Source organism: Pseudoalteromonas sp. BSi20439, assembly GCF_000241165.1.
Lineage (GTDB): Bacteria > Pseudomonadota > Gammaproteobacteria > Enterobacterales > Alteromonadaceae > Pseudoalteromonas.
Genome location: NZ_BADW01000190.1, coordinates 1 through 13638 on the forward strand (window position 1 = coordinate 1; position 13638 = coordinate 13638).

At 39.3% G+C, this 13638-nt stretch carries 12 protein-coding genes and 1 pseudogene; 7 read left to right on the forward strand and 6 right to left on the reverse strand.

Annotated features, from left to right (window positions below):
• The first annotated feature begins 29 nt into the window (after nt 1-29).
• On the forward strand, nt 30-1160 hold the full coding sequence (rnd, locus tag P20439_RS14930) for a ribonuclease D (RefSeq protein WP_008468052.1): 1131 nt from the start codon (nt 30-32) through the stop codon (nt 1158-1160).
• A gap of 54 nt (nt 1161-1214) precedes the next feature.
• Here the strand turns inward: rnd and minE are convergent, their stop codons facing one another.
• The 3 genes from minE to minC are packed head-to-tail and all read right to left on the reverse strand — an operon-like array spanning nt 1215 to nt 2999.
• On the reverse strand, nt 1215-1478 hold the full coding sequence (gene minE, locus P20439_RS14935; RefSeq protein ID WP_008111532.1) for a cell division topological specificity factor MinE: 264 nt from the start codon (nt 1476-1478) through the stop codon (nt 1215-1217).
• Nucleotide 1479: 1 nt separating this feature from the next.
• Nucleotides 1480-2289, reverse strand: coding sequence for a septum site-determining protein MinD (gene minD, locus P20439_RS14940; RefSeq protein ID WP_008111531.1), 810 nt, complete (start codon nt 2287-2289; stop codon nt 1480-1482).
• A 5-nt stretch (nt 2290-2294) separates the two neighbouring features.
• Entirely contained in the window at nt 2295-2999 is a 705-nt protein-coding gene (gene minC, locus P20439_RS14945; RefSeq protein WP_008111529.1) for a septum site-determining protein MinC, read from the reverse strand.
• 155 nt (nt 3000-3154) lie between these two features.
• Between minC and P20439_RS14950 the strand changes: the two are divergent.
• Both P20439_RS14950 and P20439_RS14955 read left to right on the forward strand, forming a co-directional pair.
• Nucleotides 3155-3435, forward strand: a pseudogene (locus P20439_RS14950) (YcgL domain-containing protein).
• The gene (locus P20439_RS14955) at nt 3428-4444 is read left to right on the forward strand and encodes a lytic transglycosylase domain-containing protein (protein WP_008111524.1); all 1017 of its coding nucleotides are present in this window, start codon (nt 3428-3430) and stop codon (nt 4442-4444) included. Before P20439_RS14950 ends, P20439_RS14955 begins: the two are co-directional and overlap by 8 nt.
• Before the next feature lie 60 nt (nt 4445-4504).
• Here P20439_RS14955 and P20439_RS14960 read toward each other — a convergent pair whose 3' ends face one another.
• Complete coding sequence (locus tag P20439_RS14960) at nt 4505-5053, reverse strand: GbsR/MarR family transcriptional regulator (RefSeq protein ID WP_008111522.1); 549 nt, start codon at nt 5051-5053, stop codon at nt 4505-4507.
• A gap of 216 nt (nt 5054-5269) precedes the next feature.
• Here P20439_RS14960 and adhP point away from each other — a divergent pair, with 216 nt between their 5' ends.
• Complete coding sequence (adhP, locus tag P20439_RS14965; protein ID WP_008111520.1) at nt 5270-6280, forward strand: alcohol dehydrogenase AdhP; 1011 nt, start codon at nt 5270-5272, stop codon at nt 6278-6280.
• Nucleotides 6281-6350: 70 nt separating this feature from the next.
• Here the strand turns inward: adhP and P20439_RS14970 are convergent, their stop codons facing one another.
• Both P20439_RS14970 and P20439_RS14975 read right to left on the reverse strand, forming a co-directional pair.
• Entirely contained in the window at nt 6351-8771 is a 2421-nt protein-coding gene (locus tag P20439_RS14970; protein WP_008468054.1) for a TonB-dependent siderophore receptor, read from the reverse strand.
• Nucleotides 8772-9062: 291 nt separating this feature from the next.
• On the reverse strand, nt 9063-10334 hold the full coding sequence (locus P20439_RS14975; protein ID WP_036934326.1) for an amidohydrolase family protein: 1272 nt from the start codon (nt 10332-10334) through the stop codon (nt 9063-9065).
• A 153-nt stretch (nt 10335-10487) separates the two neighbouring features.
• Between P20439_RS14975 and P20439_RS14980 the strand changes: the two genes are divergently transcribed.
• The 3 genes from P20439_RS14980 to P20439_RS14990 all read left to right on the forward strand — a co-directional run bounded on the left by P20439_RS14980 (nt 10488) and on the right by P20439_RS14990 (nt 13423).
• Entirely contained in the window at nt 10488-12305 is a 1818-nt protein-coding gene (locus P20439_RS14980; RefSeq protein WP_008111515.1) for a DUF885 family protein, read from the forward strand.
• A gap of 96 nt (nt 12306-12401) precedes the next feature.
• On the forward strand, nt 12402-12914 hold the full coding sequence (locus tag P20439_RS14985) for a YcgN family cysteine cluster protein (protein ID WP_008468055.1): 513 nt from the start codon (nt 12402-12404) through the stop codon (nt 12912-12914).
• A complete protein-coding gene (locus P20439_RS14990) occupies nt 12914-13423 on the forward strand; it encodes an RNA methyltransferase (protein ID WP_008111512.1) in 510 nt (169 codons plus the stop codon). Before P20439_RS14985 ends, P20439_RS14990 begins: the two co-directional genes overlap by 1 nt.
• Nucleotides 13424-13638 lie beyond the last annotated feature (215 nt).

Consider the following 13638-nt stretch of genomic DNA (forward strand, 5'->3'; position numbering starts at 1 on the left):
GTGCGTCTTTTTTTATTGTAGGAGACTCAGTGCACTACCAATTGATCCAAACCCAAAATGAGCTAAATACGTTTGTAGAACAAATAAAAAACAAACCCATTCTTGCTATTGATACCGAGTTTATGCGCCGCCGTACTTTGTATCCCGAAGTTGCACTCATTCAAGTTTATGATGGCGAACATTTAGCACTCATCGACCCGCTTGCAGAGCTTTCCTTATTTGATTTTTGGCAGATACTTAAAGATCAAAACGTGTTAAAAGTACTTCATTCTCCTTCTGAAGATATTGAGGTTTTTCAAAAATACGCAGGTTTTGTTCCTTATCCATTGTTTGATACTCAGTTTGCACTTCAGCTATTAGGTGAGGGCAACTGTATGGGGTTTGCCTTAATGGTAAAAACCTTATTGAATATTGAAATTGATAAAAGTGAATCGCGCACCAATTGGTTACAACGTCCTCTCACTCAAAAACAACTTGAATACGCTGCGGCCGATACGTTTCACTTACTGCCTTGTTTTGAGTTAATTATAGACAGCATTAAAGCAGCTGATTTATTCGACATTGTGATCAATGAAAGTGAATTAGTGGCAAACAAGCGTGCTTTTCAAACACCAGATGAGTTACTTTATAAAGAGATTAAAAATGCATGGCAGCTTAAGCCGCATGAATTAGCGGTACTTAAAGAGTTAGCTGTGTGGCGAAGAAATAAAGCAATTCGAAAAAATCTAGCGCTTAACTTTGTGCTAAAAGAGCATAACATGTCTGAAATCGCTAAACGAGGTCCTTCAAGTTTAAATGCCTTGAGACAAATTCCGGGTGTTGAGCCTATTGAAGTGAATCGTTCAGGGGTTGAAATTTTAAAGTGCATTGAGCAGGCTAAAACAGTTCCACCTGAACAGCACCCACAAGTACTCAAACGTCTCATTGATTTTCCTACGTATAAAAAAGTAGCGAAAGAAATCAAACAAAAAATTACGAAAGTTGCTAAAGAGCACAATATACCAGAAGACGTCATGGCATCTAAAAAGCAAATTAATCAGCTAATTAGTTGGAATTGGAAATTAACGGATGAACAAAAAGCAAATCACATAAAGCCAGATTTACTCAGTTCATGGCGCTATGACTTTGTTAAAGATGCCCTTAAAGAGTGGGATAATTAAAGTCATAAAGGCGAGTGACAAACAAATAAAAAGGGCGCTTAGCGCCCTTGTTTGTTATTTCTTTTCTTCGTCAGGTAATGTGACATTGAGCTCGAGTACGGCTAAATCGTCTTCATTTTGATCAAACTGAACTTGAACCGCATCGGCGCCTACATTTACGTACTTACGAATGACATCTAATATATCTTGCTTTAATTGCGGCAAGTAATCAGGTGTACCACGCTGAGAACGTTCGTGCGCGACAATGATCTGCAATCGCTCTTTTGCTAATGACGCACTGTTTTTCTTTTCTGAGCGGAAGTAGTCAAGTAAAGACACATTAACCTCCAAATATCCGTTTGAATAAACCCTTTTTCTCAACATCTAAAAATCTAAATTCAACCGTTTCACCTAATAAACGACTGATCGCATCGGCATAAGCTTGGCCTGCGTCAGATTCGCTATCAAGGATAACGGGTTGTCCTGAGTTAGATGCACTAAGTACTGCTTGAGATTCAGGAATGACACCTAGTAAGTCGATGGCTAAAATGTCCTGGATATCTTCAACAGATAGCATTTCACCTTTTGTTACACGATCTGGATTATAGCGTGTTATTAGCAAATGCTCTTTAATGTTTTCTAAACCTTCTTCGGCGCGTTTAGATTTACTGTGTAAAATTCCAAGTATACGATCAGAATCTCGTACTGATGAAACCTCTGGATTAGTGGTTACAATTGCTTCATCAGCAAAGTACATTGCCATCATTGCACCGGCTTCAATACCTGCCGGAGAATCACAGACTATGTAGTCAAAGTCTTCTTTTAACTCATTAAGTACACGTTCAACACCTTCGCGTGTGAGTGCATCTTTATCGCGTGTTTGTGATGCAGGAAGTAAAAATAACTTCTCTACACGTTTATCTTTTATGAGTGCTTGGTTAAGGTTGGCTTCGCCATTGATTACATTAACGAAGTCATACACTACGCGACGTTCACAACCCATAATTAGGTCTAAATTACGTAAGCCGATATCAAAATCGATGATAACAGTTTTGTAGCCTTTTAATGCTAAGCCTGTACCAATTGCTGCGCTTGATGTTGTTTTACCAACACCCCCTTTACCCGAGGTAACGACAATTATTTTTGCCATGAGATTTATCCTTTAACCAAAGCTGAAATTTCTAAAGATTCATTTTTTTGTTGTATTTGAACTGCGTTACCCCAGTGTTCACCTTGCAGTGAGTCACTGATCCAGTAATTACCATTGATTGAAACGAGTTCTGCTTCTAATTTATTACAAAATATATATGCGTTTTCTAGCCCTTTTGCACCGGCAATAGCACGGCCGCGTAGAGTTCCATAAATGTGTACATTACCATCGGCAATCACCTCTGCACCATGGCTTACTGCACCTAACACCACTAAATCACGGTCTTTGGCGTAAACTTGTTGGCCTGAGCGTACTGCACCATTAATAATTTGTGCTGGTAAATACACGGTTTTTTCAACCACTGACGTATTAGGCTCCACTCTTGCGGGTTCACTCTTAACGTCTTGTGAATAGTTTAAAACAGATAACCCTGCAGCTTTTGCTTGTTTGTGTTGCTCATCCGAACCATTACATACACCCACCGCATTAAAGCTCATGCGTTCAATAAGTGATTTTAAATGAACAAAGTCGATTGTACTGTTTTTTACTTCAATTAAATTAACGACAATGGGGGCACCCTCAAAGAATTTTGGGGCTTGGGCTATTTTTACATACAGTTGTTCTGCTAAAAGGTTAATATCAGTACTATAAAGATGTAAAACTGATAACGTAAAAAGGTTGCCTTTTAGCTCAAAAATTTGGTCCGACATAGATGCTCAACTGGATTGTCTAGTTAGCATGTAACTTTATATAAACCTAGGCTGAACAAGGCTTTTATTAAAGTTTCCACACTAATTTTTATAACTTATTATTATTGCCATGTTATAGTGTGTAGCACTGTTAAGCAAGATTTTATAGGGCCATAATGCTAACTGCGGTATATAAAAGTAAGAAAAAAGCAGATACTTTCTTATTTATTGAAAAAGAGACGATTTTAGTAAAGTTCCGGAACCTTTAATGGCCATGTTTGGTCAACCTCAGTACGTGATGATCATTAACTTAGCTAAGCGAACTCAATTAGGCGTAGCGGATTTAGACACTTTAAAACAGTCGCTTAGCGACCAAGGCTATTATTTACAAATTCCGCCACCAGAGGAAAACTTGCTGAGTCAATTAAGAAAACAAAATGGAGTAGATAGTGATTAAAAAATTAGCAGTTGTATTGTGTGGTGTATGTTTAAGCTCATCGGTGATGGCAAAAACCCAAGCTGAGTTTCAACAATACCTTACTAATTTAAAGCAAGAGGCAATAGCTAAAGGCTACGATACTCAGTTAATTGAGCAAGCATTTGCCACTGCATCTTATAAAGAAAAAGTGATTTCTGCAGATAAAAATCAGCCTGAAGTAAAAGAAACACTGGAAACATATTTACCAAAACGTGTGCCTCAATGGAAAATTGATCGTGCGCGTAAATTATATAAAGAAAACCAAGAAGTTTTAGAGAAGGTCGCAAAAGACTTTGGTGTTCAAGCACGCTTTATCGTGGCTATTTGGGGCTTAGAGAGTAATTTTGGTGCCATTCAAGGTGGCCACAACGTGATTTCATCGTTGGTAACACTAGCATTTGATGGACGCCGTGAAGCACTATACAAACGCCAATTATGGGCAGCACTGGATATATTAAAGTCGGGTCATATTACGCTTGATAAATTTAAAGGCTCATGGGCAGGTGCAATGGGGCAAACTCAATTTATGCCAACCTCATTTAATGCCTATGCTGTAGATTACAACAATGATGGTCGCAAAGATATTTGGACAACTAAGGAAGACGCGTTTGCCTCTATTGCTAATTACTTAAAGCAAGAGGGCTGGAATGACAACTTAACCTGGGGTCGCCAAGTTCAATTACCTGCTAATTTTGATCAGCAGTATATTTTAAAGCGCGGTACTAAAACACGTAAGCAATGGCTTGAATATTGGAACAATTCAGAGCGCTCACTCGCTGACTGGCAAGCATTAGGGGTTCGTCGTGCTGATGGCAGCGATTTACCAAATGTTGCTGTGGATGCTGCACTAGTGATGCCTGATGATGTAAATGGGCGCATGTATTTAGCATACGACAACTACAAGGTATTTATGCACTGGAATCGGTCATATTACTTTGCAACTAGCGTGGGCTATTTGTCAGATAGAATTGCTTACCCAAAGATTTAAGCTAAAGCAAATAACTAAAAAAAGCCGCAAATTGCGGCTTTTTTGTGAGTTACATATCGACTAAATTTCTTTTTTAAATATTTTATCTTTTAGGTCAATGACTTTGCCAATCCCTGAACCTAGTTTCATTAGCTTATTAAGCTGCTCAGGAGTTAAACGTTGTAATTCTGAGGACCATTTAGTTACTGTTTCAAGTAAGTTATGGATTTCGCCCATTTGTTTTTGAGCATAAATTTCATCGTCGTTACTTGCTTCGTCCAGTAAATTATCTCTAAGTAAGCTCAGTGTAGGCTCAACTTCACGTTTTTTACGTTCTTCAAATACGCGATTTGCCATATCCCAAATATCGCCTGCAGGGGCATAGTACTCTTTTCGATCCCCTGGGATATGCATTACTTTGATCAGCTGCCAAGATTGTAACTCTTTAATTCCCATGCTGACGTTGCCGCGCGAGATACTCAGTGCCTCGGCAATTTGGTTTGCTGTCATGGGGTCTTTAGTGATAATTAATAATCCACACATTTGGCCAATGGTGCGGTTAAATCCCCAGCGGCTGCCCATCTCACCACAATGCATTACAAAGGCAAAGTTTTTTTCTGATAATGTCATTGTTACAAGTTTCAAAAATAAATGAAATCTATGCTAGCACGCTGGTTAAGTATGGCAAGACTTAAGCTGGGATAAAAAACTACGTTTTACGACTAATGATTGATATAGATTAATATTTAAGCATTTATAGTGAGGTATGTTGCGGGTATGCAACATGACATTGTTGTTTAACACCCATGTTAAATAGCATAATTTTTTATAAACGATGGAATGACTATGAAAGCAGCAATTAATACAGAATACAAAGGCAAGTTAGCGATCACCGATTTACCTATCCCAGAAGTAGGTCTTAACGATGTGCTGGTAAAAATAGCCGCTTGTGGTGTGTGTCACACCGATTTACATGCGTGTCATGGTGATTGGCCAGTAAAACCAAAAATGCCTTTAGTACCAGGGCATGAAGGTGTAGGCGTAATAGAAAAACTAGGCAGTAATATTAAGCACTTAGAAGTGGGCGATAGAGTAGGCGTACCATGGCTTTACAGTGCGTGTGGCCATTGTGAGTTTTGTTTAGATGGACGCGAAACCCTTTGTTTATCGCAACATAACACTGGTTACTCTATTGACGGTGGGTATGCAGAATATTGTTTAGCACATGGTGACTACATCATCAAAATACCAGAAGGCTTAGGTTTTGCTGAAGCTGCCCCGTTATTTTGTGCCGGCGTAACAACGTACAAAGCATTAAAAGTGTCTGGCGCTAAACCAGGTCAATGGGTTGCTATTGTCGGTGTGGGTGGTTTAGGGCACTTAGCGGTGCAATATGCAAAAGCAATGGGCTTTAATGTAATTGCTGTTGATACTGGCAAACAGAAAATGGCGCTAGCTAAAGAGTTAGGTGCTGATATTACACTTGATTTTAAAGAAGTGGTGCCCAGTGAAGCTATTTTTGAGCAAGTAGGTGGCGCGCATGCTGTTGTTTGTACCGCAGTATCAAAACCAGGGTTTGAACAAGCATATAAAAGTGTTCGCCGTGGGGGCAAATGTGTATTAGTTGGTTTGCCACCAGAGGATATGCCACTGCCAATTTTTGACACCGTACTGAATGGTGTATCAGTAGTAGGTTCTATTGTAGGTACGCGTAAAGATTTACAAGAATGCCTTGAATTTGCTGCGCAAGGCAAAGTAAAAGCCATCATTGAAGAGAAAAAACTTGAAGATATTAATGAAATTTTTGATGACATGCTTAAAGGCGAAATAAACGGCCGCATAGTTGTTACGATTTAATATTAAGTTTTTACATGAAAAAAGCACGGTATCTCAATTGAAATACCGTGCTTTTTAAATTATTAAACTATTAAAGTGTGTAACTAAAGCTTAGCTTTGCATTACGTTCTTCACCTGGCATTCCGCCTAAAAACATGGCTTTAGAATAGTATTTTTTATTAAACAGGTTATTAATGTTTAACTGCATCTGCCAGTTATCAGCTTTATAGCTAACGGCAGCATCATATACGGTATAAGCGGGTACGTAGCCATTATCAATACCGAATGAACTTGAGTTAGTACTGCGTTTATCAACAAATGTTAAGCCTGCGCTTAAATCTACTGCGTGAGGTAATTCAAACAACGCCGCTGAGTAAGTAACCCATGAACTTGCCGTTACATAAGGCACCCCTTTTTGGCGGGTATCAAAACTTGAGCTGTTTGGGTTGGTTTTATCGCGGGCGTCTTGATAAACACCGTTAATATTAACTTTCCATTGATCGTTCAAATACGCATTTAAATCAATTTCTACACCTTTTGTTTGTTCTTCGCCATCAAAAAAGCTCTCTACTACGTTAGGTGCTGACACACCGGCTTCATAAAGAGGGTTGGCGTATTCTAAATTAGTGCGGGCACTTTCAAATACCACAATAGATGCCAGTAATTGGTCATCAAATGCCTTAAATCGAAAGCCTAAATCGTTACTCACTGATTCTGAGTCTTCTCTATCAGCTTCATTACCAGCAACAGAGCCAAGAACACTGTAAGCAGTGCGTCCTTTTGAGTGATTTAAAAACAAAGCCATATCAGCGTTTACTTGATAAGTAGCACCTAAGTTATATGTTAAACCACTGTCTGATGTGTTTGCTTCAGGCGTTGGATTTGCGCGGCTTTGGCTATAACGTGGATCAACTCCAAAGTGCTCGTAACTTTGTTTAATACGATTGTGAGCAACCCCAATACGAGTGGTGATTTTGTCATTAATATAAGCAACATGCTGAAGGCCTACGCCCCAAGCTTGTACTTTTTTATTGTAATCACTGGTTTTAAGCGGATCATAATCAGCAAATTCACCTGTCGGCCAATTTGGTTGACGCATATCAAAAATGTACGGTAGTGCACCTTGGTAAATCACTTCACCGTCTCTGTTTTTAATAACCTTATCGGCATCATAAATGGAGTATTGTTTAAAACGAATATCTCGGTCTTCGTAGTTGGCATTAACCAGTAATTCGTTTTCTATATTGCCCAGCATAAAGTCATAACGTAAATCTAAAAAGTATTGCCATGATTTCTCATCTGCTTCTACTTGGCGATATTCTTGGCGTCTGGCTGCAAAAGGGTGTAATACATTATCTACAACTAACGGTGCGCGTGGGTCTTGGTTAATTACACCGCGTCGGTTCCAGTACACATAATTATAAGCACCTGTTTGGCGAGCAAAGCTTGAGGTGTAATTACGATACTGTAGCTGTTGATTTAAAAATAAATTATCACTAATGTAATAGTTATGCGCTAATTTAAAACGCAACTCTTCACCTTCGTTATCCTTTGCCATCGGTGATATTATGCCATTGGTACCAAAGTTAAAGGGTGTCAGGCCATCGTTATTTGCCAACGAATTAGCCAGTTCATTTCGTTGTGCTTCACTCAATTGTATGCCACTTGCTGTAGGGTCATTAACTAAATCGGCGCCTGATACTTCTCCAGCGGTTAAACCGTTAACCGATTCACTATTAAAGATACGAATAGGGTGGCCAATAGAATCCACTGCAATAGCATCTTTAACATATGCCCCAGACAATACAAAAGATTGCTGGTCATTAAGCACATATTTTAAAGACGAATAAATTTCATCGCGCTGCTCTTTTAAATCACGAAAGCCATCGCTAGAGGCGGTTTTGGCCATTACCCGATAAGCTAAATCATCGGTTATTGCATTGGTGCTATCTAGTGCAAGTGAATAACTATCCCACTGACCGATATCTATTTCTAGCGTATGTTGCTCGTTAAATTGGGGTTTCTTTTCAATAAGATTGATCACACCACCGGCGCTACCCATACCATATAAGCCAGTTGCAGGGCCCTTTAATACTTCGATCGATTCAACATTGGTTAAAGAACGAGTAGGGTTAAATGTATTGCCTAAGCCTGCGCCGCCATACATGCCATCATAAGTGTAATTAGCGCCCAAGCCACGAATAACTAAGTTATCACCAATGCCATAGTTATTCCCCGCTTGAGTTAAGCCACTCACATTGCGGATCACATCCTGAAGACTATCAATACCTTGTGATTCAATCAGCGCTTTATCAACAATGACCACGGGTGCAGGGGTTTCCATAAGTGACATATCTGATTTAGTCGCTAAACCTGAACTCATCACCACTCGATTTTGTTGCTCGTAAACGCTAATTCTTTCAATATCTGAATTAACTTGTGACTCGCTTGCTATTGCTAAATTTGCGTTTAAAAACGCTAAAGAGAGGAGAGAGTATTGAAATCTTTTCATAAACTGATAACCATTCGCATTTGTTAATTTGCGCGAATGATAATGGTTATCATTTTAAAATTAAATAAAAAGTTCATTTTTTTGTTATTTATGAGTTATTTGCTTGCTTATTGAGCATGGCGTTCTAAAAACAAGCAAATAAAAGTCGTGAACGGGATATAGCACGTGTAAGTTGGCCTAACTAAGAGGGAGTTTTAATAAAGTATTGACGATTAAATGGGCAGTTTAGTTACATTGGCTAAAAGATTGTTAAGGTTGAGCTAAGCTCAACCTCATAAAGATGTATTGGGTTTACTGCTTGTAAACGACACCGGCTTTCATTACAAAAGGAATACGCTCTAGCGTAGAAATATTTTTCAGTGGATTAGCGTCTACCGCTATAATATCAGCTGCAAAACCGGTTTTAATTTGCCCCAGCTGTTTATCAGCCTTTAATAATTTAGCACTGTTAATGGTTGCGGCTTGAATTGCTTGTAATTCACTCATACCAAATTCAACCATACGGGAAAACTGTTTAGCATTATCACCATGCGGATAAATAGCTGCGTCGGTACCAAACACCATATTGACACCCGCCTCAACAGCGCGTTTAAAACTATCGCGTTGTTTTTTTGATACAAGGCGTTCTTTATTTAGGTTTTCTTCATCAACGCCATTTTGCTCACCAAAGCTCAGCGTATATTCGGTATTATAAATATCCATCGATAACCAAGTACCGTACTCTTTTGCAAGCGCAATCGCTTCATCGTCTAAAAAGCTAGCATGCTCAACACTATCTACACCGGCTTTAATGGCCGTTTTAATGCCGTTAGTTCCATGTGCGTGAGCGGCAACAGGTAATTCACGCATGTGTGCTTCATCAACTATGGCTTTCATTTCTTCAAAGGCGTATTGCTGTATGCCTACTTTTGTTCCTTTAGAAAATACCCCACCCGTGGCGCAGAGTTTTATTGCATTGGCGCCATATTTAATATTTTCACGCACTTTAATACGCACAGCCCACGGGCCATCCGCAACGCCGGTGGCAGTATATTTCATCTCTGGAGGTAAGCGATTATTATCGCAGTGCCCACCAGTAATGCTCAATGAAGGGCCTGCAGCCCAAATGCGTGGGCCAATAATATCGCCTGCATTAATACCGTCTCGTACCGCAATAACACTGTAGCCTTCAGCACCTAAGTTACGAACTGTGGTAAAGCCTGCTTGTAAGGTTTGCTTAGCAAAATAGCTGGCTTTAATGGCCATACGCGGAACTGATTGGCCTAAACGCTCACTACGAGACACGGTTGGATCGCTGGTTAAATGCACATGCATGTCCATTAATCCTGGAATTAGGGTGAGTGTGGGTAGGTTTATTAGTTCATCATTGCTGCTAAGCTTGGGCTTTTTATTAAATTGAATTTGGCTTATAACGCCATCCTCTATAGCAATCAACGGATTCGCTTTAAGCTCGCCAGTTTCTACATCAAGCAAAGCTTTGGCTGATATATAGGTTGTGGCTAGTGTACTTGCACTGGTTAAGCTCATTAATGCGATTGATAGAGTCAATAAATGTTTTTTCATGTTTAAGTCATTATAATTATTTTCATTCACTTGAATGTAGCAACCATGCGCTATTGAGTAAATAATATAGCGACGAATAGCATTGACCATAATTGCTTTATTTAAGCTATTTAAAACCGCATAATTGGCGGGTAAAAACTAACAAGGGAATTTATGAAAGTTATTAAAATAGCACTGGTTGCCAGTAGCGTTATGTTTGCCTTAAGTGGTTGTATGAGCACCAGCTCACAATTAAACACAAATCAGTCAGTCGCACCTGTAATAAGCGAATTATCAGCTGAGCAGCAATTAGATGTGATCGTTGCTCAGTACTACGATGAATCATTAGCTTTTAATCCATTAAGCGCTACTTACAATGGCCGCCATGAATTTGATGATCAATTTTTGCCTGAAATATCGCAGCTTAATCGCGATAAAAAAGCCGCATTTTACAAAAAATATCAACAACGCTTAACGCTGATTGATGAATCACAACTGACCGGTCAAGCGCTACTGAATTTTGAAGTATTATCCCGAGATTTAGCCCTCAAGCTTGAGGGGATGCAATATAAAAATTATTTATTACCGATAAATCAAATGTCGGGTGCGCATAATACCTTCGCTGGATTTGGTTCAGGGCAAAGTGCTCAGCCTTTTAATACTGTTGCCGACTACCAAAAATTTATTAAGCGTGCCGAAGGTTTCGTTAAATGGCTTGCAAGTGTTGAACAATCAATGGCGCAAGGCGTTAAAAACAATGTGGTACTGCCTATGCCATTAGCAAAAAAATTACTCCCGCAATTTAAAGCGCATGTTGTTACAAGCGCAGAAGATTCTCTCTTTTATTCGCCCATTAAAGCCATGCCCGATTCTTTTTCAGCTGATGAAAAGCAACAGTTAAGATCGCAGTATACAACATTGATTTTAGATAAATTAGTGCCTGCATATCAGCGAATGAGCGATTTCTTACTTAACGATTATATTCCTTATGCCCGCGATTCTGTTGGTTATGCTGATTTACCCAATGGTAAAGCATGGTACGAATACCAAATAAAGAAAAACACCACGTTAAGCTTATCTGCTGATGAAATTCATGAGATTGGCTTAAGTGAAGTGGCAAGAATCTTAAGTGAGATGGAAACGGTTAAAGAAACCGTAGGATTTGAAGGAGAATTATCAGCCTTTTTTAACCACTTACGTGACTCAGATGAGTTTTATTATAAAACAGCCGATGAGTTAATTGCCGCCTATGAACAAATTAAAGTAAAAATAGACGCCCGCTTACCAAAGTTATTTAATGTTGAGCCTAAGGCTCCTTATATTGTCAAAGCGGTTGAAGCCTATCGAGCCCAATCGGCTGCGGGAGCGTCGTATGCAGGACCAGCTCCTGATGGTTCGCGCCCAGGTATATTTTATATCAATACATACAACTTAAAAGCACAGCCTAAGTTCTTACTCGAAACGCTGTCTATTCATGAAGCCGCTCCGGGGCATCACTTTCAAATAGCGCTGCAACAAGAGGTGCAAAGCTTGCCCGATTTTCGTAAATTCGGCGGCTACACGGTGTTTGCTGAGGGCTGGGCATTATACGCAGAAAGCTTAGGCAAAGAACTGGGTTTATTTACCGATCCGTATATGTGGTATGGGCGTCTTAACGATGAGCAGTTAAGAGCGATGCGATTAGTGCTTGATACAGGTTTTCATGCCAAAGGTTGGACACGTCAACAGGGCATTGATTACATGCTAGCAAATTCTTCAATGGCAAAAAGTGATGTTATTGCTGAAGTTGAGCGCTATATCGCATGGCCTGGGCAAGCATTATCGTACAAATTGGGTGAGTTTAAAATTAAAGAGCTCAGAGATTACGCCCACCAGCAATTAGGTGAGCAATTCGATATTAAAGCGTTTCATACGCAAATATTGATTGATGGTGCATTACCTATGCCTATCCTTGAGCAAAAAATTAAACGTTGGGTTAAATCTCAGCAGTAATAAAATCGCGCGAAGCCATGCAGATATTAGGGATTGGCTTTGCGCGCTTTGCTGCAATACGTTAGAATGCGCGCTCTTAAAAGGGGCGAGAACACCATGTTTGATCAACAATTAGCAAATACCCAATTTTGGCTTAGTAAAAGCCTGAATGAAATGAACCAGCAAGAATGGGAAGCCATTTGTGATGGATGTGGAAAGTGTTGTTTAAACACCTTTATTGACAGTGAAGACGAAGATGACTTTACTGCTACTGATCAGCTAAGAGAAGGCGAGCAACTAATATTTACCAACATTGTTTGTCAATATCTTGATAACAATACCTGTGGCTGTAGTGAATACGAAAACCGTCAAACCTTAGTCCCTTCGTGCGTTAAGCTCACTAAAGAAAACCTAAAAGACATCTTTTTCATGCCCCAAAGCTGTAGCTATCGCCGACTTCATGAAGGGCGCGGTTTAGCAACGTGGCATCCGTTACTTAATAACGGCGATAAAACTAAAATGCATGAGCTAAATATTTCAGTCAAAGATAAAACAGTAAAAGATTGTGATGTAAAACTGGAAGATTTTGACTTGTATATTGCCGAGTGGCCAACCAAGGATTGCAACTAGTGAGTAAGTTACAAGCAAGTATTGGTTTAATAAACCCTAAAAGCCCAACCAATGTGGGTGGTGTATTACGCGCAGCAGGTTGTTATGACGCCAAGCAGGTGTTTTTTACCGGCAACCGTTATTTAAATGCACAAAAATTTCATACTGATACGAAAAATGTGGTGCAACGTATTCCATTAACCGCCACCGACAATTTAGCATCAGTTAAACCACAAGACGCAAAAGTAGTGGTAATTGAGTTAATTGAAGGTGCCACTCCTTTACCCGAGTTTACTCATCCTCAGAACGCATTTTATGTGTTTGGTCCAGAAGATGGCTCTGTGCCTAAAGACGTTTTAAAATGGTGCGACGAAGTTGTGTATATCCCAACTATAGGTTGTATGAATTTAGCGGCAACCTGTAATGTTGTTCTTTATGACCGACTCTCTAAATTGGGCGGGATTCAAAGCAGTGATGAAACCATTATTTCCTCACGCGATACTAATAATAAAATGAAATGGCAAAAGTGATTTAGATAATAATTACTCAGTATAACGTCATTAAAAATTCAAATTTCTATCCTTTTATGTTCTTCAGAAGCTTAGTTGCACAGAGTTATTCTTTGCAACTAGTTAGACTACTTTTGTCAAAAATATCACCTGATTAATTTTTGCTATTTATTAAAAATAATCCTTTATTATTGTTTTTTGATATTTAATCAATCTTAGTTCACATTTGCTAAGAC